Source organism: Alsobacter sp. R-9 (assembly GCF_054612375.1).
The window spans coordinates 59,984-84,633 of the sequence record NZ_JBTSWJ010000012.1 but is presented as its reverse complement, the minus strand read 5'-3'; the positions used below and the strand labels follow the sequence as shown (position 1 = coordinate 84,633).

The window sequence follows — 24,650 nt, the reverse complement described above, 5'->3', positions numbered from 1 at the left end:
CGGATCCGCGGCAGGCCGCAGCGACGACGGGGGTGGACGGTCATCGGGGTCGGCCAGCGGCGGTAGCGCGACCGGATCGTCCACGGGCGGATCGGTGGCTGGCGGCGGGGCGACGGGGCCCGCTTCCGCGGGTGGCCCCGGGTCCTTCTCCGGCGGCACCTCGGACTCCTTGATGACACGGCAGGACGCATACCGGCCTGCCGACCACGAACTCGCCAAGGACGCGGTTGCCCGCGGCCAGATCCTCGCCCTCTCGACGGTGATCAACCAACTCGAGCGCGTCGCACCGGGGCGGCGGCTCTCGGTCGCGCTGCGTCAGAAGGGAAGCGGGTGGACCTACGACTTCTCCGTGCTCGCCCCCAATGGCGTCGTACGCCGTGTCGTGATCGACGCGCGGTCGAACAAGGTCCTCGAACTGCGGGACGTGCCATGAGGATCCTGATCGCCGAGGACGATCCTGCCATTGCAGACGTGGTGACACGGGCCCTGGAGGCCTCGAACTACATCGTCGACCTCACGGTCAACGGGGAGGATGCCTGCCACAAGGTGTTCACCGAGACACCCGCGGCCATGGTCCTCGACCTGGGCTTGCCCCTTCTTGACGGCCTCACGCTCCTGCGCCGGATGCGGACAGCGCGGCTTCCGACAGCCGTCCTCATCCTCACGGCACGCGGTGCGTGGGTCGAGCGGGTGGCCGGGATCGATGCCGGTGCCGACGATTATCTCACCAAGCCGTTCCACGCCGACGAACTGCTCGCCCGGCTCGCCGCCATCATGCGCCGGAGCGTGGGCTACGACACGCCAGTCCTCCGGGCAGGACGGATCGAGCTCGATACGCGCCGGCTGACGGTCAGCGTCGACGGCATCCCCGCGACGGTCTCGCCGATGGAGTTCCGGCTGCTTCGCTATCTCATGCATCACGGCCGGCGCGTCGTCAGCCGGCAGGAATTGCACGAGCACCTCTATGCCGATGACTGCGAGCCTGACAGCAACGCGATCGAGGTGCTGATCGGGCGCATCCGGCGGAAGCTGGGCGTGCAACTGGTCCAGACGCGCCGCGGCTTCGGCTACTGGGTGGAGACGGACTAGGCATGACCGGCTCGCTTCGACTGCGCTTGCTGGGCCTCGCGACGCTGGGGATCGCCATCACCGTGGGCGTGGCGGCAATCGCGCTGGTCGTCAGCTTTCAACGTCATGTCGAGCGTTTTGCGGAACACGAGCTGCAGCGCATGCTGGGTGACGTCGCCGCGGCCCTTCGCATCGACGACGAGGGACACGCCCTCGTGGAATCGCGGCTTCCCGACCCCCGATACGAGCAGCCTTACGGCGGAGCCTACTGGCAGGTGAGCCAGCGGGGGGTGCCCGAACTTCGCTCGCGCTCGCTCTGGGACATCGTTCTGCCGTCGCCGGCCATACCGGCCGCCAACGCGCCGGAGGCGGTCGTGATCGACGTCCCGGGCATCGACGGTGGGCTCTACACCCTGACTCGCACGGTCAGCGTACCCACGGACCGCGGACTGACCCCGCTGATCGTCACCACGGCGCTCGACTACCGGGATCTGCTGCAGACGCGGCAGTCCTTCAGCATCGACGTCGCCGGCGCACTGGCCCTCATCGCGCTCGTGCTTCTCCTCTGGGCGGTCGTGCAGGTGCAGGTCGGTCTTCGGCCGGTGGCCGAAGTGGAGCGACGGATCGAGGGCATCAGGAGCGGGGCGGAGCGACGCCTGACCGGCCCCTTCCCGGTCGAGTTGCAGCCGCTGGTGACCAGTCTCAACGACCTGATCGATCACCAGGGGCGTCTGACCGTCCGCGCACGGGAGCGCGCCGGCTCGCTGGCCCATGCGTTGAAGACGCCTTTGACGGGTCTCTCTGGACTTGTCGGGCGCCTGCGGGCCACGGGGCGATCCCAGGAGGCCCGTGTGCTGGAGTCGCACCTCGACGCGATGCGGGTCCCGCTGGAACGTGAACTGGCCCGGGCCCAGATCGTCGGCCCCATCGGCCTTGTCGGATCGTCATTCGACGCCTCGCAGGCGATCGACCGCCTCCTGATGCTGATGCAGCATTTGCCCCGCAGCGAGAGCCTCACCTGGAACTGTGACGTTCCCGCTGGAACGATGCTGACGATGGATCCTGCGGACTTCAGCGAGATCATCGGCAACCTCCTCGACAACGCCCGGAAGTGGGCTCGCAGCGAGGTCTCGATCCGCTGCGTCGAGCGGCCCGACAGGATCGAGATGGTGGTGGAGGACGACGGCCCCGGGATCCCGGCAGACTTGCGGCCGCACTGCCTGGCGCGCGGCGAGCGAGGGACGATGGACGGCGAAGGCAGCGGGTTGGGCCTCGCCATCGTGCGCGACGTGCTCGAAGAGTACGGGGCGCCCTTCGCGATCGAGGATCGCCCGGTCTCCGGCTGCAGGATCAGGTTCACTCTGCCCAAACCGGCGGGAGGTCAGACCATCAGCCCACGGGTGCCTGTGCAGGCGCAAGCTGTTTAGAGGACCAGGCCCCCGTCAGCGCGACCCGGACCACCCGCAGCAGCTGAGGCCGCCATCGCGGCCTCGCCGACGGCGAGCAAGGCGGTCTGTCGACGCCGCAAAGCGAGCTCATCGAGCCGCAATCGTGCCGCTCATCGCAGAGGCTCCGCGATCCCGCGCGTTCCGGCTGCGTCTCGGGCCAGAATTGATGCAGCACAATGCTTCGCGCGCGCTTCCATGCGAAGCTTTTCGAGCGCCAATCCCCCGGCGCCCACAGAGGTCCGCATGGCGCCCAAGCACTGGACAGGTCCATTCCTCGCTGTTCTGGCGGTCATGCTTGCCGCCGCCGGGTATTACGCCTGGACGCGGCTGAATGCGCGTGCCCTGCCCGAGGGGCTGGCTTCAGGGAACGGCCGCATCGAGGCCGTGGAGATCGACATCGCGGCCAAGATGCCGGGGCGCATCAAGGAGATCCTGGCCGACGAGGGTGACGTCGTGACGGCCGGCCAGATCCTGGCCCGGATGGACACCACTCAGCTCGAGGCGCAGCAGCGACAAGCAGAGGCCCAGCTCACCCGGGCCAGGATCGCTGTCGAAACCGCGGGGAGCCTGGTCTCCCAGCGCGAGGCCGAGCGGAACGCGGCGCGGGCCGTGATCGCCCAGCGCGAAGCGCAGCTCGACGCCGCGCAGAAGAAGCTGGGACGCTCCGAGCAGCTCAAACTGAGCAACAACGTTTCCGACCAGGTGCTGGACGACGACCTCGCTGCGGCCCGCGGGGCCCAGGCCGCCCTGAGCGCCGCCCAGGCCCAGCTCGCTGCGTCCGAAGCCGCCATCGGGGCCGCCCGCGCTGCCGTCGTGGATTCCCAGGCAGCCGTGGAGGCGGCCAAGGCCGCGGTGCAGACCATCGCGGCCGATCTGGAGGACAGCGTGCTGCGCGCCCCCCGGGACGGCCGCGTCCAGTACCGGGTGGCCCAGCCGGGCGAGGTGCTCTCCAGCGGCGGCCGCGTCCTCAACATTGTTGACCTCACAGAGGTCTCGATGACGTTCTTCCTGCCCACCTCGCAAGCCGGCCGGGTGGCGATCGGCACGGATGTCCGCCTCGTGCTTGACGCCGCGCCGGCCTACGTCATTCCCGCCACCGTCACGTTCGTGTCCGATGTGGCCCAGTTCACGCCCAAGAGCGTGGAGACGGAGGAGGAGCGCCTCAAGCTGATGTTCCGGGTGAAGGCGCGAATCCCGCCGGACCTGCTGCGCAAGCACATCAGCCAGGTGAAGACTGGATTGCCCGGCGTCGCGTATGTGCGTCTCGACCCGAAGGCGCGCTGGCCCGCAAGCCTGCCAGGGAAGCTTGTTGAATGACGCCCGCCCCCGCAGCCCAGGTGTTGTCGCCCGTGGCGCGGGTCGCGGGTCTCACCCAGACCTACGGAGCCGTCCGCGCCCTGAACGCGATCACGTTGGAGATCCCCTCCGGCTGCATGGTGGGCCTCATCGGCCCGGATGGCGTTGGCAAGTCCAGCCTGCTGTCGCTCCTCGCCGGGGCCCGAACCATCCAGGACGGAAAGGTGGAGGTGCTTGGCGGCGACATGGCCAGCGCACGGCATCGCGACATGGCCTGTCCGCGGATCGCCTACATGCCCCAGGGGCTCGGCCGGAACCTGTACCCGACGCTCTCGGTCTTCGAGAACGTCGATTTCTTCGGTCGACTGTTCGGCTACGCCGGCGCGGAGCGCCGCGAACGCGTGATCCGCCTCCTGCGCGGCACTGGCCTGGCGCCCTTCGCCGAGCGCCCTGCCGGCAAGCTCTCGGGAGGCATGAAGCAGAAGCTCGGCCTCTGCTGCGCCTTGATCCATGACCCTGACCTGCTGATCCTCGATGAGCCCACCACGGGCGTGGACCCGCTGTCACGGCGGCAGTTCTGGCGCCTCATCGACGGCATCCGCGAGAGCCGCCCGGGAATGAGCGTGGTCGTCTCCACGGCCTACCTGGAAGAGGCGGCGCGCTTCGACTGGCTGGTGGCCATGGACGCAGGACGGGTGCTGGCCGAGGGGACCCCGGCCCAGCTGTTGGAACGGACCCGGACGGTCACCCTGGACGCCGCCTTCATCGCGCTCCTGCCCCAGGCCTCCCGCGCGGGTCACCACGCCGTGACGATCCCGCCGCGGCCGGAGGACGGGCGCGAGCCGGCCATCGAGTCTGACCATCTCACGGTCCGTTTCGGCGACTTCACCGCCGTGGACGACGTGAGCTTCCGCATCCGAAAGGGCGAGATATTCGGCTTCCTGGGGTCAAACGGCTGCGGCAAGACCACGACGATGAAGGTCCTCACCGGTCTCCTGCCGGCGACGCAGGGCGAGGCGCGGCTGTTCGGCCAGCCGGTGGAAGCTACCGACATTCGCATCCGCAGCCGCGTCGGCTACATGTCCCAGGCCTTCTCGCTCTATGGCGAGCTCACGGTGCGTCAGAACCTTGAGCTTCACGGCCGGCTGTTTGCGCTGGCCGAGGCCTCCTTGCCGGAACGCGTTTGCGAGATGACGGAGCGGTTCGGTCTCGTCGACGTGATCGACGCCCTGCCGGATGCGCTGCCGCTCGGCATGCGCCAGCGCCTGTCGCTCGCGGTGGCGATGATTCACGCCCCCGAGGTGCTGATCCTGGACGAGCCCACCTCCGGCGTGGATCCCGTCGCTCGCGACGCCTTCTGGCAGATCCTGGCCGAACTGTCCCGTCGGGACGGCGTGACCATCTTCGTCTCCACCCATTTCATGAACGAGGCCGAGCTGTGCGATCGCGTATCCCTGATGCACGCCGGCAAAGTCCTGGTCAGCGACGCGCCGGAGGCGATCCGGCGCGTCATGGGAACCGCCACCCTGGAGGAGGCCTTCGTCGCCTGCCTGGAGAAGGCGACGGCCGAGGGTGAGACCGCCGTCGAGGCCACCTCCCCCGTCATTCCGGCCGGGGGCGAGGAGCCACGCCGGCGCAGGTTCGACCTGCGCCGCATGCTGGCCTATACGCGGCGCGAAGGCCTCGAACTGCGGCGCGACCCGATCCGGGCCGCCCTCGCCGTGCTCGGTAGTGTCATCCTGATGATCGTGGTGGGCTACGGCATCAACATGGATGTCGAGAACCTGAGCTTCGCTGTGCTCGACCGCGATGACAGCGCCATCAGCCGCGAATATGCCCTTCAGATCGCTGGCTCCCGCTACTTCACTGAAAAGCGGCCCATCGCCAACTACGACGATCTCGACCGGCGCATGCGCACGGGAGAGATCAGCCTGGCGATCGAAATCCCGCCCGGCTTCGGCCGGGACCTGGCGCGCGGCCGCAACGTGGAGATCGGCGCCTGGATCGACGGCGCCATGCCGGCCCGCGGCGAAACCGTGCGCGGCTACGTAGAGGGCGTGCACGCGACCTGGCTCGCCCAGAAGGCGCGCGAACTTTACGGCAAGGCGGCGGACACGCCCCTGTTCCGGCTGGAGCTGCGCTACCGCTACAACCCCGACGTCGAGAGCCTGGTCGCCATGGCGCCGGCGACCATCCCGCTGCTCCTCATGCTGATCCCCGCCATGCTCACGGCGCTCAGCGTCGTGCGGGAGAAGGAGCTCGGGTCCATCATCAACTTCTACGTCACGCCGGTGACCCGCCTCGAGTTCCTGGTCGGCAAGCAGTTGCCCTACGTGGCCATCGCCATGCTCAACTTCCTGATGCTGACCGGCGTGGCGCTCGCGCTGTTCCGGACGCCGTTCACGGGCAGCTTCCCGGCCTTTGCCGCCGCGGCGCTGCTTTATGTCATCGTTTCCACGGCCATGGGGCTGGTGATCTCCAGCTTCATGCGCAGCCAGGCCGCGGCGATCTTCGGCACGGCCCTGCTGACCATCATCCCCGCCTCCCAGTTTTCCGGCATGATCGACCCGGTCTCGTCCCTGCAGGGGGTCGGCGCATTGATCGGGCGGATCTACCCGACCACCTACTTCATGACGATCTCTCGCGGCACCTTCTCCAAGGCCCTCGGCTTCGCCGACCTCGGCGGCTCCTTCCTGCCCCTGCTGCTTGCCATCCCGGTGCTGCTGGGCCTCGGCGCCCTCCTCCTTCCCAAGCAGGCGCGCTGAGCATGCGAGCCGCCAATGTCCTGTACCTTGGCGTGAAGGAACTGCGCGGGCTTGGTCGCGACCGAATGCTGCTGGCGCTCATCGTCTACGCTTTCACGCTGGCGATCTACGCCGAATCCCGCGCCATGCCCGAGGTGCTGAACAAGGCTCCCATCGCGATCGTCGACGAGGACCAGTCCCCTGCCTCGAGCCGCATCGTCGCGGCCTTCGGCCCCCCGTACTTCCTGCCGCCGCGCCTCATCACGCAGGAAGAGATGGACCGGCGCATGGACCAGGGCCTGGACACCTTCGCGTTGGACATTCCCCCGAACTTCCAGCGCGACCTCCTCGCCGGGCGCTCGCCCGCCGTCCAGCTCAACATCGACGCCACGCGGATGACCCAGGCCTTCAATGGCGGCGGCTACATCCAATCGATCGTCGCCGGCGAGGTGGCGGAATTCCGTCAGAGGCATCGGCAGGCACGCATCAATCCTGTGGAGCTCACCATCCGCGCCCGCTTCAACCAGGAACTCAGCCCGTCGTGGTTTGGCGCTGTCACGCACGTGATCTCGTCCATCACGATGCTCTCGATCATCCTGACCGGGGCCGCCCTGATCCGGGAACGCGAGCACGGCACGGTCGAGCACCTGTTGGTCATGCCTGTGACGCCCGCCGAGATCATGGTGAGCAAGATCTGGTCGATGGGCCTTGCGGTCTTGGTCGCCTCGGCGCTGTCGCTGGTCTTCGTCGTTCAGGGTGTGCTGGCTGTGCCCCTCCAGGGCTCCATACCGCTGTTCCTGGCCGGCGCCGTTCTGCAACTCTTTGCCACCACCAGCATGGGCGTGTTCCTCGCGACGGTGGCCGGCTCCATGCCGCAGTTCGGGCTGTTGCTGATGATGGTCCTGCTGCCGCTGCAGGTGCTGTCGGGAGCCATGACGCCGCTGGAAAGCCTGCCCGCCCCCATCTACGCGGTGATGTCCATCGCGCCCAATACGCATTTCGTGTCGCTCGCCCAAGCCGTACTGTTCCGAGGCGCAGGGCTCGACGTGGTATGGCCGCAGCTTGCTGCGCTCGCCGCCATCGGCTGCGCGCTGTTCGCCCTCTCGCTGGCGAAGTTCAAGCGGTTCCTGACCTGAGCGCCGGCGCTCCAGCCTGCGATGGCCGAGGTCTAGCGGGAGCGGGTCGAGCGGCTTTAGGTTGAGCGGCTCTATGCGGCCTCGACCAGCCGGAGGTTCGCGCGGAGGCGATGGATCTGATCCGTTCGATGATCGAGCGGGTCGACCTCACGCCGCGGGCGGACGGCAGCGGCGTCGATGCCGTGCTGCACGGGGACCTGGCGGCGATCTTGGCGGCGTGCGGCGGAGCGTCGGACAAAAGCAAACTCCCCGGTCCATTGCTGGAGCCGGGGAGTCAATTGTCGGTGGTTGCGGGGACGCGATACCACCTTTACCGAACGATTGTCGGGCGTGGTCGTCCGCACAGTTGCAGTTTCTGACGGCAGGCTCGTTGCCGGAGCAGGATGCAACCCGATGTGGCAAGGGAGGCATACAAGGAGACGAGCAGCCCGTATGCTCCGCTCGCTCAGGTCATGGCCGCCTGCAACCGATCCAGCGCCCTTTCGAGATCGGCAATCAGATCGGCCGGATGCTCAAGACCAATGCTGAATCGAACCAGCGGTCCGTCCGATGACCATGGGACGACACTGCGCGAGCTGCCCGGAGAGCTGGGCGCAACGAGGCTGTGGACGCCTCCGAAGCTTGCTCCGAGGCGGAACAGGTCAAGGCTCTCGAGCGCGTGGTGGAACGGGCCTTTCGGGACGCGATCGAACACAACAGAAAAGACGCCGCTGGAGCCCTCGAAGTCCCTCAGCCAGATGTCATGTCCCTTATGCGTCGCCAATGCGGGGTGCAGGACGTCGCGGACGAGAGGATGTCGCGCCAGCCAGGTCGCTACCTCGAGAGCGGAAGCACCCTGTTGGCGGAGACGGGGTCCCAGGCTCTCCAGACCCCGCAGCGCTAACCAGCAGTCGTCTGGCGATGCGCCGTAGCCTAGGAACCGAGCGGTATCCTTGAGCCGGCGGAACAGGTCGTCGTCGGCCACAGTGACTGCTCCAAGGATTAGATCGGAATGCCCGCCCACGTGTTTCGAGAGGGCCTCGACTACGATGTCGGCGCCGAGCCGGAGCGGCTTGTGCAGGAGGGAGGACGCCCAGCTGTTGTCCACGGCGACCAGGCAGCCATAGGAATGAGCGATGTCCGCGATGGCTGGAAGATCCTGCATCTCCATCGTCAGGGATCCAGGCGTTTCGACCCATACCAGCTTTGACTGCGGCCGAATGAGATGGACCAACTCACGGGTCGCGTGCGGGTCGTAGAACGTGGTTTCGATGCCGAGCCCCCTGAGTAATCCGCCGCAGAGCATACGAGCTGGCCCGTAGACCGTGTCGGGCACTAGCACGTGATCGCCGTGCCGCAGGGTCGTCATCAGCGTCAGCGCGATCGCGGCGAGGCCGGATGGCACCGCAAGCGTGTGGGTCCCCCCCGCAAGGGTCGATAGTCGCGCCTCAAGTTCACGGGAGACAGGGTGTCCGTACAGAGCATAAGTAAAACCGTCGTAGAACTGCTCCTGCCGACGAAGAAAGCTGTCGACGGTAGGAAAAATTACAGTCGACGCGCGGATCAGGGGCGTTGAAAGACACGAAAATGGTGGGTTCCCGGCCCCGCTCTGGAGTAGCCGCGTTTCATCCCGCATCGGATTCGTCCTCACTTGGCACTGGCCGCTAACGAAGCGCGGGAGGCGCTTGTAGCGGAACCTCTCCTCAGTGGCGCTGTCTCGCCCCAGACTTAGGCGTCGTCATTGCCCGTGCATGATCGGGGCAGCTGCAATCAATGTGGGTCTCTCCGCGGCGCCCGCGGGGCTTCTTTGCCGCAGGCAGTTTGCCAGCAGTCGGATCAGCGAGGTCGTCCAGGATCGGGCAATCCGGCCGGTTATCGCCATGGCAACAGTCCGCCAGGTGACGCAATGTGCGCACCATCGCCTGCAGTTCGCGTACCTTCGCTTCGAGGTCTTGGACGTGCTTCATCGCAAAAGTCTTGACGTCCGCACTCGCGCGACTCTTGTCCCGCCAGAGGGCCAGAAGCTCGGACGTCTCCTCGATTGAGAAGCCCAGCGTTCGCGCCCGCTTGATGAATCTGAGCGCGTTGACCTCGCCGTCCGTATAGACGCGGTAACCGGCCCCTGTCCGGGACGGATGCTCGATCAGCCCGATGGATTCGTAGTATCGGATCATCTTAGCCGAGACGCCGGAGGCCGTCGCGGCTTCGCCGATGTTCATGGCATGCTCCTATGGCGCGGGAGCCGGCTCTGCGACCGGCATGGACTGATCGATGGTGGTGAAGAAGGCGTCTGCATGGATGTCACTTGGCGGGAGCCCGCAAGCAAGCAGGAGGGCCGTCGCGGCCTCGACCATGACGGGCGGCCCGGCGAGATACGCCTTTGCTCCGCGAAGATCCGGTCCATCCTCGGCGATGGCCTGCGTGACCAGGCCCGCGCGCCGGCCTGGGGCGAACTCCTCTGACAGGACAGGCGTGAACGTCAGGTTGGGATGAGCCGCCACAAGTGTCCGGAAGCGATCCTCGGCGTACAAGTCCCGTTCCCCCCGCACGCCGAAATATACCCGGATGAGCTGGCGCATGCCGCTTGCCAACGCCGTTTCCACGATCGATGCGATGGGCGCGAGACCTGACCCGCCCGCGACCGCAATGATCGGGCCGGCATGGCCTTGCCGAAGTTGAGAGTGTCCAAGCGGCCCGCGAAGATGGACCTGATCGCCGACGGCCAGCTGGGTCGCCACGAAACCGCTGGCACGGCCGCCCGGTACACGCCTGATGTGGAACTCGAGCTCCTCAACGCCGGCGACGTTGGCCATCGAGTAGAAGCGGGACGGACAGCCCGGAAACGCCAACTCCGCATATTGTCCGGCGGAAAATGCCAGCCGGACACCTTGAAGTACGAGGCGCACGAGCCTGATATCATGCGTAAGGTCCTCGAGGCCGGTCACTGTGGCCCATTCGTCGCGAACTGTGTGCTCCTGTTCCAGTGCGTCAAGCCAGGTAACGGAGCAGTCCGATCTCGGTTCGGCCCGGCAGGCCAGGATTAGACCGGCTTGCTTCTCCTGGTCCGTGAGCGCAAAGGGCGTGTGCCTGAGCAGAGCGACCTCGCCGGATAGCAGGCGGGTTTTGCACGCTCCGCACCGCCCCGACCGGCACCCGTGCGGATAGGCGATCCCCGCGGCCAGTGCTGCCGCAAGGACCGTGGTGCCACTCCCGACATCGAGATCGGCGTTGGCGCCTCTTATGTGGACTCGATGGGTCATTGGTTCACTCGGCCGGTGCAAGCTTCGGAGCAGCGGCGTTGCGCCCGCTCTCCGCGGCGATTTGCGGCGCAAACCGGCGCAGGCGCAGGGCATTCGCCAGGACGCTCACGCTCGACAGCGCCATGGCGAGGCCGGCGAACATGGGAGACATCAGGATGCCGAAAGCCGGGTAGAGCGCGCCGGCCGCCACCGGGATCAGGACAACATTGTAGCCGAACGCCCAGACCAAGTTTTGCTGGATGTTGCGGATGGTGGCTTGTGACAGGGCGATCGCGTTCGGGATATTTCGCAGGTCGCCAGACATGAGGACAACGTCCGCGCTTTCGATTGCGATATCGGTTCCAGTGCCGATGGCGAGGCCGACGTCAGCCTGAGCCAGAGCCGGAGCATCGTTGATGCCGTCACCGACGAAAGCGACGCGGACCGCTCCGTCCTTCTGGATTTTCTTGACGACCTCGGCCTTGTCCGTCGGCAGCACTTCCGCCACCACTTCGTCGATCCCGAGCGGGCGAGCGATGGCTGCGGCTGTGCGGCGGTTGTCGCCGGTGATCATGACGATCCGCAGCCCGAGCCGGTGCAGTGCCTCGATCGCCGCCGGCGTGGTCGGCTTGATGGGATCCTCGACAGCAATGATCGCAGCGAGGCGTCCGTCCAGCGCTGCATAGAGAGGCGTCTTGCCCTGGTCAGCCAACCGGGCAGCGGATGCAGCGAATGCCCCGACATCGAGCCCGAGCTGCCGCATCATCCGGTCGGCGCCAACCTCGACCAGACGGCCGTCAACGCGCGCCCGCACGCCGAAGCCTGGCTCGGCGATGAAGTCCACCGGCGCGCCGAGTGTGAACCCCTTCGACCGGGCTGCTGCAACGATGGCCTCCGCGACCGGGTGCTCGGATTGAGATTCAACGGCGGCGACCAGCCGGAGCACGTCGTCGGACGAAAAGCCTTCGGCGACATCGATGTCGGTCAACTCGGGCTGTCCCTTGGTGAGGGTCCCGGTCTTGTCAAGCGCCACGACCCGCGCGCTCTTCAATGCCTGGAGGGCCTCGCCCCGGCGAAATAAGATCCCGAGCTCGGCCGCCTTTCCCGTCCCCACCATGATCGAGGTCGGTGTTGCGAGCCCCATGGCGCAGGGACAAGCGATGATGAGCACTGCCACGCCGTTCACGAGTGCGAACGTCAGGGCCGGAGACGGACCGAAGACGAGCCACAGGAGCACCGTCAGGGTGGCAGCCGCCATGACCGCCGGGACGAACCAGGTCGTCACCCGGTCCACCAGCGCCTGGATGGGAAGCTTCGAGCCCTGTGCCGCCTCGACGGTGCGGACGATCTGCGCAAGCAGGGTGTCGTGCCCGACCTTCAGGGCCCTGAAACGGAAAGAGCCAGTCTTGTTGATGGTGCCGCCGATGACGGAGGAGCCGATACCCTTACTGGCTGGGATGGGCTCGCCTGTGATCATCGATTCGTCGACGAACGACGTGCCCTCGGTCACCTCGCCGTCCACGGCTACCTTCTCGCCGGGACGGACGACGACGATGTCGCCTGGCCGCACCTCGGCAATGTCGACCTCCAGTTCCTGGCCATCCCTGAGCACCCTCGCCGTCTTGGCCTGGAGCGTGAGGAGCCGCCTGATTGCCTCGCTCGTCTGCCCCTTCGCGCGGGCCTCGAACCACCGGCCTAGCAGGATCAGCGTCGTGATCACCGCCCCGGCCTCGAAGTACGTGTAGTCGGTGCCCGAAGGTAAGTAATCGCCGGCGAAGGTGGCAATGACCGAGTACCCGTACGCGGCGCTCGTGCCCAGCATCACCAACGAATTCATGTCGGGCGCCCCCCGGCGCAGCGCCGGCCAGCCCTTAGCATAAAAGCGCAGTCCGGGGCCGAACTGGACGAGCGAAGCCAGGACGAACGACGCGAGCCGAATGTTCCAATCACCGAACGTGCCCGCGAGGAAGTGATGCACCTCCTCGAAGAGGTGCGCACCCATCTCGAAGACGAGCAGCGGCAGGGTCGCGAGCCCAGCAAGGATGACGGCCCGCCTGAGCGAGGCGAGTTCAGCCTCCCGGGCTGCGCGCTCATGATCCGCCTGATTGCTCCCGCTGCTCACCTTTGCGGCCTCGTAGCCGACGGCCTTCACGGCGGCGACAAGCCTGCTCACTGCATCTTCACCACCGAGAACCCGGACCGACGCCCGCTCCGTGGCGAGATTGACGGATGCTTCGAGAACCCCGGGGACCGACCTGAGCGCCTTTTCCACACGGCCCACGCAAGACGCGCAGGTCATGCCCGAGACGGTCAGGTCGAGGCTGGCCTCGCCGGGCTCGTATCCGGCGCGGCGGATAGCGTCTGCAACCGGCGCTATGTCCCGGACACCGGGCTTGAGCAGAACCTGAGCCCGTTCGGTCGCGAGGTTGACCGTGGCCGCGTCGACACCCTCGACCTGCTTCAGGGCTCGCTCGACCCGTCCGACGCACGACGCGCACGTCATTCCGCCAACGGGGATGTCGATTGTCGGCGCGAGATCAGACCGCGGAACTGCGAGGGTTGCGGAAGCCATCGTCTTCTCCATCGGAAACCAGATGGCCCCCTGTTTGAGGGTTCCCATAGTGGCAAGGTCAAGCGCCAATTTCCGGGAAATGTGGCGGCCGCAAAATCACGGCGTCTCGAGTCCGGCGAAGAGCGACCCGAACCGCTTGCATCAATCCCGCGGATGATCCATGCGCCCGCGATCCGCGCAGTCCTGCGGCTTTGCCTTCGTTGCAATCGCACCTGTTCACGAATGACTAACGCGCGCCATCGCACCAAACCATTGCAATTATTATAAAAAAACAGTGCTTGACCTTACAACAGTGGGAAGCCGCAGCCTGATCCCGTTGTCAACCATCAGGAGTCCAGAGCCGATGTGCTCATCTCATCAACCTCATGACAGCCAGAGCACTGGCCACGCCCACGATCCGGCAGCACTGACGATGCGGGTCGAGGACATGACCTGCGGGCACTGCGCTGGGACGATCAAGAAGGCGATCGAGACGTCGCTGCCCGGGACGCAGGTGCACGCGGATCCGGCTTCCAAGCTTGTCTCGGTCAGCGGGCCCGCTTCCATGGCGCGGCTCCAGGAGATCGTCTCCATGGCTGGCTACACGCCAACGGCCGCCCACTAGCCGAAGTGCAGATTCCCATCTGCCGACGGGCGGGACGCGGCAGCGCGCCCCGCCTGCCGGATGATCAAACGAACCGGATGAACAGGAGCGGTCTCATGAAACTAGGTCACATGACGTTTGCGGCCCTTCTGGCCGCTGCATCTCCGACAGGTGTGGTGCTTGCCGCCGAGAACGACACGATCAACGCCATCAAGCAGCGGGGAGAACTTGTCTGCGGCGTCAGCACGGGTGCGTCCGTCGGCATGAGCACCCTCGACGACAAGGGCAACTGGGCCGGTCTCGAGGTCGAGTTCTGCCGCGCAGTGGCGATTGCGGTGACCGGGAGCCCCGAGCGGGTCAAGTACATTCCCCTCGAATTCAAGAATGCGTTCGCTGCCCTGAGCTCGGGCAGCGTGGATCTGCTGGCCCGCTCCGCCACCTGGACCTACACGCGCGACGCCGAAATGAAATTCGAATGGCCCGTCGTGTACATGTACGACGGTCAGGGCTTCCTCGTGCGCAAGTCTCTCGGCGTAAAGAGCGCGAAGGACCTGAACGGCGCGTCGATCTGCGTATCAGGTGGAACGACGACGGAGCTAAACCTCGCCGACTTTTTCCGGACGAGGAACCTCAAGTACACGCCGATCGTAGCGAACAGCCGCGAGCAGAACTTGGCAAATCTCGAGGCGGGACGCTGCGACGCCTACTCCAACGAACGTGGAGGGCTCGCCGCCAACCGGGCGGCTCTCCCGAAGCCGGACGATTACGTGGTACTGCCCGACGTCATTTCCAAGGAGCCGCTCGGGCCCGTGGTGAGGCAGGACGATCCGCGCTTCCGCGATGTCGTCGCATGGACCTTCTATGCGCTCGTTCTCGCCGAAGAGTTCGGGGTCACCAAGGCGAACGTGGCCGACGAGGTGGCTAACTCCAAGAACCCGGAAGTACAGAGACTTCTGGGCAAGACCGGCGAGTTTGGCAGCAAGCTCGGCCTTGCGAACGATTGGGTCGCCAAAGTCATCGCTGCGACTGGCAACTACGGCGAACTTTACGAGAGCAACCTGGGCTCCGGGAGCAAGGTCAACCTCACGCGCGGCCAGAACGACCTCTGGACCCGCGGGGGCCTGATGTATGCTCCGCCCATGCGCTAATCGACACTGGCTTCCTGCTGCATCCTCTGACCTCTAGACGCGGAGATGTGCCGTGCCGCTGGTTCAGACACTGGACGTTCCAGCATCGCGCGAGATCGCCGGCCGGGCCCGGGCCCGGCGCATCTACCCGCAACTGAGGTCGCTCGCCTGGCAGGGTCTCGTTCTGGTGAGTGTCGCCGCGGCGCTCACCTACCTGGGTCAAAACATCAGCCAGAACCTGCAGGCGCGTGGTCTCGCGTCGGGGTTCGACTTCCTCGGCAAGGAGGCCGGTTTCGCGATCGGCTTCTCCCTGATCCCGTTCAGTGAAGCCGACACTTACGGCCGTGCGTTCGTGGTCGGCTTGCTCAACACGGTGCTCGTCGCCGTCGTGTCGATGGCGCTTGCTACCGTTCTGGGCGTCCTGATCGGTATCGCCCGCGTTTCGAAACATCCTCCGACCGCCATGGCCGCAGCCATCTACGTCGAAGGCTGGCGAAACGTGCCCCTCCTGCTCCAGGTGCTCTTCTGGCATCAGCTCCTGGTGAATACCCTTCCCGGGGTGCGCCAGAGCCTCAGCGTCGGCGGCTGGGTTTTCTTGAACAACCGCGGCCTGGTGCTTCCGGGCCCCGGCGACGACATGGCTCCCATGTCCTTCGGTTGGCTCTGCATCGTCCTCGCCTTGACGATAGCAGCTCTGCTGTGGGTCGCCCTTGGCGGGAAGGCACCGTCACCGTTGCGGCGATGGGTCGCTGCCGCCCTTGCCGGCACACTCACGCTCGAGCTCGTCTTCGGGACCTTCGGGCTCCATTGGTCGCGTCCAGAGCTGGCCGGCTTCAACTTTCAGGGCGGCGTCACCCTGGTTCCTGAATTCGTGGCCCTCGTCGTTGCGCTAGTCATCTACAACGCCGCTTTCGTGGCGGAGATCGTTCGGGCAGGTATCGAGGCGGTCGGAAAGGGACAGCGGGAGGCAGCATCCTCCCTCGGTCTCCACCCGGGGCTGGTGATGAGGCTCGTCGTTCTGCCTCAGGCGCTCAGGGTGATCGTGCCACCGCTGGCCAACCAGTATTCCCACATGCTGAAGGCATCATCCTTGGCGACGGTGATTGGCTACCCCGACCTGGTGAACGTCTTCCTCGGGACAACGCTAAACCAGACCGGGCGCGCAGTGGAGATCGTCGCGATGACCATGGCAGTTTTCCTTCTGATGAGCGCGCTCGTGGCTCTCTTCACCAGTTGGTTCAATCGCCGTATCGCCTTGGTGGAGAACTGAGATGGCGGAGGAGCGGAACCTCGAGGCGCGCCGCCCATCGCCCGTCCCCATCAGGCATGAACTGGCTGCCCGATATTTCGGGACGCCCGGCCAGTCACTCATGACGATAGGGCTCTGTATCGTCGCAGGCTGGGCCGCATGGCAGGCGGTCCGCTGGGCCGTCCTCGACGCGACCTTCGTCTCCGCCGATCGCGCGGGGTGCGCGCCGGGCGGCGCGTGCTGGGCCTTCGTGCTGAGCAGGCTCGATCAGTTCCTCTTCGGATTCTATCCGACCGCCGAGCGGTGGCGGCCTGCCGTGGTGCTGTTGCTGCCGGCTGCCGTGTTCGTGTTGGCCGTCGCGAGACCGTTCGCCCGCCAGTCGGCGATCGTCGGAACGCTCGTGCTCGCCACGCCCCTGGTCAGCATTGCCATGTTGTCCGGCGGCTTCCTGGGACTGCTGCCCGTATCACCCGACAAATGGGGCGGCTTGTCCCTGACAGTCGTCGTGGCGATTACGAGCTTTGTCCTCTCGTTGCCGCTTGCGGTGCTTCTCGCTCTTGCCCGCCGCTCGGACATGCCTGTCATCAGCATGCTCGCGACAGGCTTCATCGAACTCTGGCGCGGACTGCCCCTCGTGGGGATCCTGTTCATGGCGGTGATCCTGCTTCCCCTCGTGCTTCCCCCGGGAACGCAGGTGAGCCGGGTCGGCACCGCGATGACGGCGCTCACGATCTACTCGGCAGCCTATCTGGCGGAAGTGGTGCGAGCCGGCCTTCAGGCCATCCCGGCGGGCCAGTTCCGGGCTTCCCGCGCCCTCGGCTTCGGATACTGGAGGACGCAGTATCACGTGGCATTGCCTCAGGCGTTCGGCAAGGTGTTGCCGGGGGTCATCAATGCGGCCATCGCGCTCGTGAAGGACACAAGCTACGTGATGATTGTCGGGCTCTTCGACTTCATCAACATCGTCACGGCCGCGCTGTCGGATCCACGCTGGATCGGCTCCCCGACGGAGGCCTACGTCTTCGTGGCCGCCGTTTACTGGATCATCTGCTTCGGTCTGTCCCGGTGGGGGCGCAGCATCGAACGACGCAGCGCCCGCTCGAGGGGCCTGGCGAGAGCCTGAGGAGGTTCAGCATGACCGGACAGTGCCTGGTTGAGGTCGAACGTGTCTGCAAGCAGTACCACCACCGCCCGGTCCTGACGGACGTGACTTTGGACGTTCACAAGGGCGAGTGCGTGGTTCTTTGCGGCCCCTCGGGCTCGGGCAAATCGACGCTGCTGCGCTGCGTGAACGGCCTCGAGGACTGGCACGGCGGGGAAATCCGCGTCGACGGTTTCGACATCGCTGCCAACGCCCACCGGCGAGGTCAGATCGGGCGCCTGGTCGGAATGGTGTTCCAGGACTTCAACCTGTTTCCCCACCTGACCGTCCTGGACAACGTCTCCCTGGGTCCCCGCGTGCTTCTCAAGAAGGGCCGCCAGGAGGCCGTGGACGCGGCTCGGGACCTGCTCTCGCGGGTGGGGATTACGGAGCAGGCGGACAAGTTCCCCCATGAGCTTTCAGGCGGTCAGCAGCAGCGCGTGGCCATTGCCCGCTCCCTGGCGATGCAGCCGCAGGTCATGCTGTTCGACGAGCCCACCTCAGCCCTCGATCCGGAGATGGTAAAGGAGGTCCTCGACGTGATGCGCGATCTCGCAAAGTCGGGCATGACCATGATCTGCGTCACGCACGAGATGGGCTTCGCCCGCAACGTGGCCGACCGCGTGGTCTTCCTCACAGGAGGATGCGTCTGCGAAACGGCGAAGCCGTGCGACTTCTTCTCTCGCCCCTCGACCCCCGAGGCGAGCCGGTTCCTCAGCACGATCCTGCACAGCTGAGGATCCGCCACCGCGCCGGATGCCGCAGGCTTTCCAGCGGAAATTTGTCGCGCACTCAGATCAGTGACGGCGTGCGCTCATCCGATTGTAGACGGGTACGAACAGTGCAGTTGCGACCCAGGCTCCGGCTGTGCTGCCGACGACGCCCTGAAGCAGCGTGCGGCCGACATCGCTAGGATCTGCAGCGAACAGGCCGATCCAGCCGTGGGCGAGCCGTGCCGACGGCCAGAGCACCGCTGCCAGATCGCAAAGCAGGAAGAGGCCGACGAGGGCAGCCGTCAGCCCGACCCCGCATGCGAGCAGGTCGAGCTTGCCCGCGCCCCGGTCGACCGTGCCGAAGTGCTCGTTCGCCATCCGCTGTCTCCCATCGCTTGAGATAGCCGCTCCCTCGCTTGCTCGGCCGGAGCCTGCCCGCCTACGCGGGCAGGCTCAGCCTTTCATCAGGTACTTCGCGAGAGCGGCGATGCCGAGGATCAGGGCCACGAGGACAAGAAGGCCGAGAATGCCCATGCCAGGCATTCCCCATCCCATCGAGCCGCCGTCCATCATCGCACCGTCTCCCTATCCGACGTTTTCGTAGGCGAAGGTGCCCATCATGCCCGCCGCCATGTGGTAGAGATGGTGGCAGTGGAAGGCCCACCGGCCGGGATTGTTCGCTTCGACGACGACCGTCGCCGACGCCATGGCGGGGAGCAGCAGGGTGTCGCGCCAGGCGCCGCCGACCTTCTGCCCATCCAATGCGACCACCCGGAAGCGATGCCCGTGCAGGTGCATGGGATGGGCCATCATGCTTCGATTGCGCATCGTGACCGCCACGGTAGCCCCTTGCCGCACGATGATCGGCTTGTCGGAGTTCATGCCCCACTGGTAACCGGCCATTGTTCCGGTGAGATCAACGGTGTAGGTCACCCCGCCGGCGTCCGGGCCGGCTGCCGCGCTCCGCAGCTTCCGTTCGAAATCCATGCCGATGACGGGCGCCGCAGCACCTGCCGTTGCCGTGAGCTTGGCGATCTTCGCTCCGGGCGGTGCGAGGATGAAGCCTGTCCTCTCGCGAGCGCCTTCACGCAGTGCAAGGACGGGCAAGGCGGATCCGTCCTTGGGCACGGTGAGGACGAGATCAACCCTCTGCCCCATGGCGAGCGGAACGCGCGATGCCATGAATGGCTGGACCGGCTGGCCATCGACGGCGACGACCTCGCCACTGGCCGCCCCAAGGTCGATCCAGAATGCGGTTGCAGTTGCACCGTTGATGACACGCAGCCTCACCCGGCCTCCACTCTCCACGCGGACCACTTCGGGGTCGTCCAGCGTGCGGTCGTTGGCCAGATAGGCGTCGTACTCGATGTCGTTGATGTCGGCAGCGGAGGCGCCATGGGACATTCCCGCATGGCCCATCGCGTGGCTCATCGCGCCATGCCCGTTCATGGAGGCCATGGTCTCCGTCGCCGTGGGGCCCTTCAACTTGGAAAGGAGTTCAGCCGCCGGTGTGAAAGAGAAGTCGTGGAGCAGCACGACAACCTCCTGCTCGTCGCGAGCAGCCTGGTTCTTGTCCCGCACCACCAACGGCGCGGCGAGCAGGTTCTGTTCCTGCAGCGTGTGGGCGTGCATCCAGTGCGTGCCCGCGCTACCGATCGGGAAGGCGTAGCGGCGCGAACTCCCGGCCGCGACGAGAGGCTCCGGGGCATTGGCGACGCCGTCCGCGGTCCAGGGCGGGGTCAACCCGTGCCAATGGATGGTGGTCGGCTCTGCGAGCTCGTTGCGCAGATCGACGGCGAAAGCTTCGCCTTCCGTGAAGGTGAGGCCTGAACGGCCGTCGGCCCCCTGCAGGCCGAACACCGTAGCGGCCTTGCGGTTGACCTCGATGATCCGGGTGACCGCCTTCAGAACCTTGGGTGACGCCTCTGGTCCGGCCTGCGCCAGGGCGGACCGGACGAATGGTGGAAGGGTGCCGAGCGCAAAAGCGCCGACTGCGGCAGTGCGGAGAAATTCACGGCGAGTGGTTGTCATGACGGATCTCTCGGTTCGCGGGCGCTGGGGCACGCGGGTGACGGTTGGATGCGCGCCCCGCTACGCGGGGCGCCACGGTCAGGCTGACGCAGCGCCGCCGTATGCCTCGGTGCCACCGAAGCGAGGGATGAAGGCCGGCACGGACGCCACGTAGCGGGCGTACGCACCACCGAAGCGGCGATGGCTGTCCTGCTCCTCCCGGCGCGCGAGCCGCGCGTAGATGCCGACGAGCACGGGGAACATCACCAGGGTCGGGATGGTCGGCCACTGGAGGAGGAAGCCGAACATCACGAGCACGAAAGCTACATACTGGGGATGCCGGATGCGGGCGTAGGGCCCCTTCGTGGCCATGACGCCATTGCGTTGGGCATCGAACAACCGCTTCCAGGATGCGGCCAGCAGCCAGAACCCGGCGCCGATGATGACCGCGCTCCCCAGATGCAGGACGCTCCAGTGCGGATTGCCCCTGAAGCCGAACACCGTCGACCACAGGTGGCCGGCGTCGTGCGACCACAGGTCAACACCCGGAAGCCGTTGGCCGAGCCAGCCGGACAGGAGATAGATCGTCAGCGGGAAGCCGTACATCTCGGTGAAGAGAGCGACGATGAACGCCGAGTACGGACCAAGCGAACGCCAGTCCTTATCCCAGCGAAGACCGCTGAAGCTCGCCGCGAAGGCGATGAAGAAGATCGAGTTGATGATGACGAGGGCCCATAGGCCATACGCGGGGGTGTCGTGCATGGCTTGATCCTCACGGGTCCTGACGGCCGGCGCCGCCGGGCCCCCGGGGTGGGGCTCCGGCTGCCCCGTGGTGGTGATGCCCTCGATGCATGAACATGTGCATGAGCGGGCACGCGAGCAGGAACAGGTACGGGAGGACACCGAACAGGTGGGCCTGGTGCTCCGTCAGGAGATAGAACGCGGCGACGGCCAGGAGGACCGCCAGACCCAGTCCGGCGGGCGAGCTCCAGAACGGCCGCTGGGCATCGGGCCCGTGCGGGAGGTCATGGTGAGACATGGCTTCCCTCTCACTTCCGGGCGTCGAGCAGGGCGCGCAGGGCTCGTAGATCGTCCTGATGGGCGGCGACCATCTGTTGCGCCTTCTGCCGAACCTCGGGACTGTCGGAGAAGGCGGCGGCGGCCTTCGCGGCATCGGCAAGCGCCTCTTCCAGCACTGCAGCCAGTCGGAGGAACTCCGCGTCGCCCTTGGCGGGGGCAACCCGGATGGCAGAAACGGTGCGCTGGGCGATGGCCCGGTAAGTGATCGCAGACAGGCTCTGATCGGCGGGTTGCATCTGACCGCCGGCCATCGCGCCGCCCATGCCAGAGCCCATCCCCGGACCCATTCCGGCCGAGCCGGAGCCGCGCATGCCCTGCATCATGCCGCGCATCATCGATTGCATCATCTCCGGCATCATGGAGCAGTTCATGGCTCCTGAGGCCGCGCTGCGAGCCGGTGCCCCCGGCGTGGACGGCGCTTCAGCCGTCGCGGCCCCGCTCTCGATGGGAACTGCCGCCGCCTCGGCGGCAGGGTGGTGCGCGGAATGGTCCTGGCTTTCGGCCGACTGGGCGTAAACGGGAGTGGCAAGCGTGCTGATGGCGAGCAGTATCGCTGCGGTGCGCATGTTGGATCCTCATCGGAAGATTTGAGTTCGTCGCAAGCGGCGACGGCTATTGGCTCAAACTCGACGAGGCTTGGGGGGCGGTTCCCCCGGTGCAGGCTCCACACCGCGCAGGGAAGCCAGTGTCGTGGAGACGTGCGGCAGCGTGGTCTGGCTCATTGCCGGTGTGGATAGGGCGTCGTCCGCCATGGCGCAGCAGCAGGGCCCCGCGACGCAGCACGCACAAGCCTGGGACGCCGCCTGCTCATCGGGCAGCCCCGCTGCCGACACGTCCAGCATGGGTTGGTGCTGCTGCAGTGCCGTCCCGTGGTCTGGAACCCTGTGTGCCTGGGCCTGACCTGAGAACATGAGCGAGAGGCAAAGCACCCCCAGGACAGCGATGATGCGGGCCAATGGCCGGTGGGGGGGGGGCAGCCGGGTACTCATAGTTTAAAAAATAAACCCGGATCGTACTCCTGGCATTGCGCTCGATCAAACTCGCGTCCGCGACGATCCGGATATGCGTCGTGCGTGAGGGTGATACCGTGGCGTCAGGATCCGTTTCCTGTCTGGCTCGCATCGATCAGAAACGGCATGAGAGAGGGCCGGACATGAGTTCCTCGCTGACCTTCCACGGAGCAGCCGGCACGGTCACCGGCTCGCGGTCCCTGATCGAGGCGAAGGGGCAGCAAGTCCTCGTCGACTGCGGCTCGTTCCCGGGCCCTAGGAACCTGAGGCTTCGCGAGCCGGAGGCCTCCGAAGCTTTGCGCCGCCGCATCCAGGACGAGCTCGGCTGGACGTGCGTAGTGCCGGAGCCGTTCCAGCGGGCCGTCCTGTGAACGGCGGCCTCGAACCCGGCCGAATGAGGGCCCGCCGCATCGGGATCCACACGCAGGACGAGGCGATCGTCTTCATGCGGACTGACTGCCACGTCTGCCGTTCCGAGGGGCTTTCACCACGCTCGCGGGTTCTGCTCCGGTGCAGGGAACGAAGCATCATCGCGACCTTGTACCAGGTGTCCGGGGATTGGCTGCCGCCCCACGAGGCAGGGCTCTCTGAGGCTGCATGGCAGCATCTCGGAATTCTCGAAGGAGACATGCTGACCGTCAGCCATCCCGAGCCGGTTGCCTCCCTCAGCAGCGTCCGATCGCGCATCTATGGCATCCGGTTCGACGAGCGCGCGCTCCAGCCCGTCATCTCGGATATCCTCAAGGGTCTCTATTCCGACGTGCAGGTCTCGGCTTTCCTGACGGCATGCGCCACGCTTCCGCTCGACGACACCGAGACGGTCGCGCTCACTCGCGTCATGGTCGACGTTGGCGACAGGCTGACCTGGCCCAGCGGACTCGTCGTCGACAAGCACTGCGTGGGAGGCCTGCCGGGCAACCGCACCACCCCCATCATCGTCCCGATCATGGCCGCACTCGGCCTGACGATGCCGAAGACGTCCTCGCGAGCCATCACCTCACCGGCGGGAACGGCAGATACGATGGAAACCATGGCTCCCGTCGACCTCGACATTGCGGCGATCCGCCGGGTCGTGGAACGGGAGGGAGGCTGCGTGGTGTGGGGCGGGTCGGTCAGGCTGAGCCCGGCGGACGACATCTTGATCCGGATCGAGCGCGCGCTCGATCTCGACAGCGAAGGCCAACTGGTGGCCTCGGTTCTTTCCAAGAAGATCGCGGCCGGGGCCACGCACCTCGTGCTCGATGTTCCGGTCGGAGCCACGGCGAAAGTGAGGTCTACCGATGCTGCCAGGGTCCTCGGGGATCGCCTCGACCGGGTGGCCACTCTCTTCGGGATCTCGACCCGGATCGTGTTCTCGGACGGGACACAGCCTGTGGGTCGTGGGATCGGGCCAGCGCTCGAAGCGCAAGACGTATTGGCCGTGCTGCGTGGGGCAGAAGGTGCACCGCAGGACCTGGCGGAGCGGTCCTGTTCGATCGCAGGTGCCCTGCTTGAATTGTCGGGTCACGCGGACCCCGGAACGGGGCATGCGGTCGCGCAGGCCTGCCTCGCCGATGGGCGGGCCCTGCGCAAGTTCCTCGCCATCTGCGAGGCACAGGGCGGCTTCCGGGAGCCGGCCTCGGCAGATCTGCGGCATGACGTGGTCGCCGAGTTGAGTGGGACGGTCGGTAGCATCGACAATAGGCAAATCGCCAGGGTCGCCAAACTCGCAGGCGCCCCGGAAGTGAAGGCCGCGGGAGTGTATCTCAGGGTGAGGCTCGGCAACGCCGTTCAGAAGGGCCAGCCGCTCTACACGGTGCATGCGGAAAGCGCTGGCGAACTGGGCTACGCGCTCGACTATGCCCGCGCGCACACGGCCATGGTCGGGATCGCATCATGAGATCTCACGTCTTTCTGCCATTGCCCGGCAACGAAGCCCTTGCCGGAGAACTCGCCAGCAGGCTCGGGAGTGAGGTCGGCAGGGCCACGTTCCACGTCTTTCCGGACGGCGAGGCGTTGGTTCGCGTGGAGCACGACCTCACGGATCGGAAAGTCGCGCTGGTCTGCACGCTCAACGACCCGGACCCCAAGTTCCTGGCGCTGACGTTCACGGCCGCGACCGCACGGGATCTGGGCGCCCGGTCCGTCGGGCTCGTGGCCCCGTACCTGTCCTACATGCGCCAGGACAAGGCATTTCACGCCGGCGAGGGCGTCACGTCAGTCCAGTTCGCCAGGCTGCTCAGTGGCGTGGTCGACTGACTCGTCACGGTCGATCC

General features: G+C 66.3%; 24 protein-coding genes. 15 read left to right on the top strand and 9 right to left on the bottom strand.

Going from position 1 to position 24,650, the window contains the following annotated elements:
* Positions 1 to 172: 172 nt before the first annotated feature.
* The 7 genes from ACX9GQ_RS18715 to ACX9GQ_RS18685 all read left to right on the top strand — a co-directional run bounded on the left by ACX9GQ_RS18715 (position 173) and on the right by ACX9GQ_RS18685 (position 8,051).
* Positions 173 to 433, top strand: a complete 261-nt coding sequence (locus tag ACX9GQ_RS18715) for a PepSY domain-containing protein (RefSeq protein ID WP_459631099.1) — start codon at positions 173 to 175, stop codon at positions 431 to 433.
* Complete coding sequence (locus tag ACX9GQ_RS18710; protein ID WP_459631098.1) at positions 430 to 1,089, top strand: response regulator transcription factor; 660 nt, start codon at positions 430 to 432, stop codon at positions 1,087 to 1,089. Before ACX9GQ_RS18715 ends, ACX9GQ_RS18710 begins: the two co-directional genes overlap by 4 nt.
* Before the next feature lie 2 nt (positions 1,090 to 1,091).
* Positions 1,092 to 2,495: a sensor histidine kinase gene (locus ACX9GQ_RS18705; RefSeq protein WP_459631097.1), complete on the top strand. Its 1,404-nt coding sequence runs from the start codon at positions 1,092 to 1,094 to the stop codon at positions 2,493 to 2,495.
* A 264-nt stretch (positions 2,496 to 2,759) separates the two neighbouring features.
* Complete coding sequence (locus tag ACX9GQ_RS18700) at positions 2,760 to 3,833, top strand: HlyD family secretion protein (RefSeq protein ID WP_459631096.1); 1,074 nt, start codon at positions 2,760 to 2,762, stop codon at positions 3,831 to 3,833.
* The gene (gene rbbA / locus ACX9GQ_RS18695) at positions 3,830 to 6,577 is read left to right on the top strand and encodes a ribosome-associated ATPase/putative transporter RbbA (RefSeq protein WP_459631095.1); all 2,748 of its coding nucleotides are present in this window, start codon (positions 3,830 to 3,832) and stop codon (positions 6,575 to 6,577) included. The genes ACX9GQ_RS18700 and rbbA overlap by 4 nt, the downstream gene beginning before the upstream one ends.
* Positions 6,578 to 6,579: 2 nt before the next feature.
* Positions 6,580 to 7,692 (top strand): ABC transporter permease, encoded by a 1,113-nt coding sequence (locus ACX9GQ_RS18690; protein ID WP_459631094.1) that lies wholly within the window; start codon positions 6,580 to 6,582, stop codon positions 7,690 to 7,692.
* A gap of 110 nt (positions 7,693 to 7,802) precedes the next feature.
* Entirely contained in the window at positions 7,803 to 8,051 is a 249-nt protein-coding gene (locus ACX9GQ_RS18685) for a hypothetical protein (RefSeq protein ID WP_459631093.1), read from the top strand.
* A gap of 86 nt (positions 8,052 to 8,137) precedes the next feature.
* On the opposite strand, the gene ACX9GQ_RS18680 is transcribed toward ACX9GQ_RS18685, so the two are convergent.
* From ACX9GQ_RS18680 to ACX9GQ_RS18665, 4 genes are all read right to left on the bottom strand, one after another.
* Positions 8,138 to 9,307 carry a trans-sulfuration enzyme family protein gene (locus tag ACX9GQ_RS18680; RefSeq protein ID WP_459631092.1) on the bottom strand — a complete coding sequence of 390 codons (1,170 nt, stop codon included), beginning with the start codon at positions 9,305 to 9,307 and terminating at the stop codon, positions 8,138 to 8,140.
* A gap of 67 nt (positions 9,308 to 9,374) precedes the next feature.
* On the bottom strand, positions 9,375 to 9,890 hold the full coding sequence (gene cueR, locus ACX9GQ_RS18675; RefSeq protein ID WP_459631091.1) for a Cu(I)-responsive transcriptional regulator: 516 nt from the start codon (positions 9,888 to 9,890) through the stop codon (positions 9,375 to 9,377).
* Positions 9,891 to 9,899: 9 nt separating this feature from the next.
* A complete protein-coding gene (locus ACX9GQ_RS18670; protein ID WP_459631090.1) occupies positions 9,900 to 10,931 on the bottom strand; it encodes a 2Fe-2S iron-sulfur cluster-binding protein in 1,032 nt (343 codons plus the stop codon).
* Between the two features lie 4 nt (positions 10,932 to 10,935).
* On the bottom strand, positions 10,936 to 13,482 hold the full coding sequence (locus ACX9GQ_RS18665; RefSeq protein ID WP_459631089.1) for a heavy metal translocating P-type ATPase: 2,547 nt from the start codon (positions 13,480 to 13,482) through the stop codon (positions 10,936 to 10,938).
* 343 nt (positions 13,483 to 13,825) lie between these two features.
* On the opposite strand from ACX9GQ_RS18665, the gene ACX9GQ_RS18660 reads away from it, so the two are divergent.
* From ACX9GQ_RS18660 to ACX9GQ_RS18640, 5 genes are all read left to right on the top strand, one after another.
* Positions 13,826 to 14,086, top strand: a complete 261-nt coding sequence (locus tag ACX9GQ_RS18660) for a heavy-metal-associated domain-containing protein (protein ID WP_459631088.1) — start codon at positions 13,826 to 13,828, stop codon at positions 14,084 to 14,086.
* Between the two features lie 95 nt (positions 14,087 to 14,181).
* The gene (locus ACX9GQ_RS18655) at positions 14,182 to 15,213 is read left to right on the top strand and encodes an amino acid ABC transporter substrate-binding protein (protein WP_459631087.1); all 1,032 of its coding nucleotides are present in this window, start codon (positions 14,182 to 14,184) and stop codon (positions 15,211 to 15,213) included.
* 52 nt (positions 15,214 to 15,265) lie between these two features.
* The gene (locus tag ACX9GQ_RS18650; protein WP_459631086.1) at positions 15,266 to 16,462 is read left to right on the top strand and encodes an amino acid ABC transporter permease; all 1,197 of its coding nucleotides are present in this window, start codon (positions 15,266 to 15,268) and stop codon (positions 16,460 to 16,462) included.
* Between the two features lies 1 nt (position 16,463).
* On the top strand, positions 16,464 to 17,564 hold the full coding sequence (locus ACX9GQ_RS18645) for an amino acid ABC transporter permease (protein WP_459631085.1): 1,101 nt from the start codon (positions 16,464 to 16,466) through the stop codon (positions 17,562 to 17,564).
* An 11-nt stretch (positions 17,565 to 17,575) separates the two neighbouring features.
* Positions 17,576 to 18,319, top strand: coding sequence for an amino acid ABC transporter ATP-binding protein (locus tag ACX9GQ_RS18640; protein ID WP_459631084.1), 744 nt, complete (start codon positions 17,576 to 17,578; stop codon positions 18,317 to 18,319).
* A gap of 60 nt (positions 18,320 to 18,379) precedes the next feature.
* Here ACX9GQ_RS18640 and ACX9GQ_RS18635 read toward each other — a convergent pair whose 3' ends face one another.
* The 5 genes from ACX9GQ_RS18635 to ACX9GQ_RS18615 form a co-directional block, all read right to left on the bottom strand.
* Positions 18,380 to 18,673 (bottom strand): hypothetical protein, encoded by a 294-nt coding sequence (locus tag ACX9GQ_RS18635; protein WP_459631083.1) that lies wholly within the window; start codon positions 18,671 to 18,673, stop codon positions 18,380 to 18,382.
* Positions 18,674 to 18,880: 207 nt separating this feature from the next.
* Positions 18,881 to 20,326, bottom strand: a complete 1,446-nt coding sequence (locus ACX9GQ_RS18630; protein WP_459631082.1) for a multicopper oxidase family protein — start codon at positions 20,324 to 20,326, stop codon at positions 18,881 to 18,883.
* A gap of 78 nt (positions 20,327 to 20,404) precedes the next feature.
* Entirely contained in the window at positions 20,405 to 21,067 is a 663-nt protein-coding gene (locus ACX9GQ_RS18625) for a methyltransferase family protein (RefSeq protein ID WP_459631081.1), read from the bottom strand.
* Between the two features lie 10 nt (positions 21,068 to 21,077).
* Positions 21,078 to 21,344 carry a DUF2933 domain-containing protein gene (locus ACX9GQ_RS18620; RefSeq protein ID WP_459631080.1) on the bottom strand — a complete coding sequence of 89 codons (267 nt, stop codon included), beginning with the start codon at positions 21,342 to 21,344 and terminating at the stop codon, positions 21,078 to 21,080.
* 10 nt (positions 21,345 to 21,354) lie between these two features.
* The gene (locus ACX9GQ_RS18615) at positions 21,355 to 21,951 is read right to left on the bottom strand and encodes a hypothetical protein (RefSeq protein ID WP_459631079.1); all 597 of its coding nucleotides are present in this window, start codon (positions 21,949 to 21,951) and stop codon (positions 21,355 to 21,357) included.
* 587 nt (positions 21,952 to 22,538) lie between these two features.
* Here ACX9GQ_RS18615 and ACX9GQ_RS18610 point away from each other — a divergent pair.
* From ACX9GQ_RS18610 to ACX9GQ_RS18600, 3 genes are read left to right on the top strand one after another with little or no spacing between them, the layout of a single operon-like run.
* Entirely contained in the window at positions 22,539 to 22,766 is a 228-nt protein-coding gene (locus ACX9GQ_RS18610; protein WP_459631078.1) for a hypothetical protein, read from the top strand.
* A gap of 23 nt (positions 22,767 to 22,789) precedes the next feature.
* Positions 22,790 to 24,274 (top strand): thymidine phosphorylase family protein, encoded by a 1,485-nt coding sequence (locus ACX9GQ_RS18605; protein WP_459631077.1) that lies wholly within the window; start codon positions 22,790 to 22,792, stop codon positions 24,272 to 24,274.
* A complete protein-coding gene (locus ACX9GQ_RS18600; RefSeq protein ID WP_459631076.1) occupies positions 24,271 to 24,633 on the top strand; it encodes a ribose-phosphate pyrophosphokinase-like domain-containing protein in 363 nt (120 codons plus the stop codon). The genes ACX9GQ_RS18605 and ACX9GQ_RS18600 overlap by 4 nt, the downstream gene beginning before the upstream one ends.
* The last annotated feature ends 17 nt before the right edge of the window (positions 24,634 to 24,650 follow it).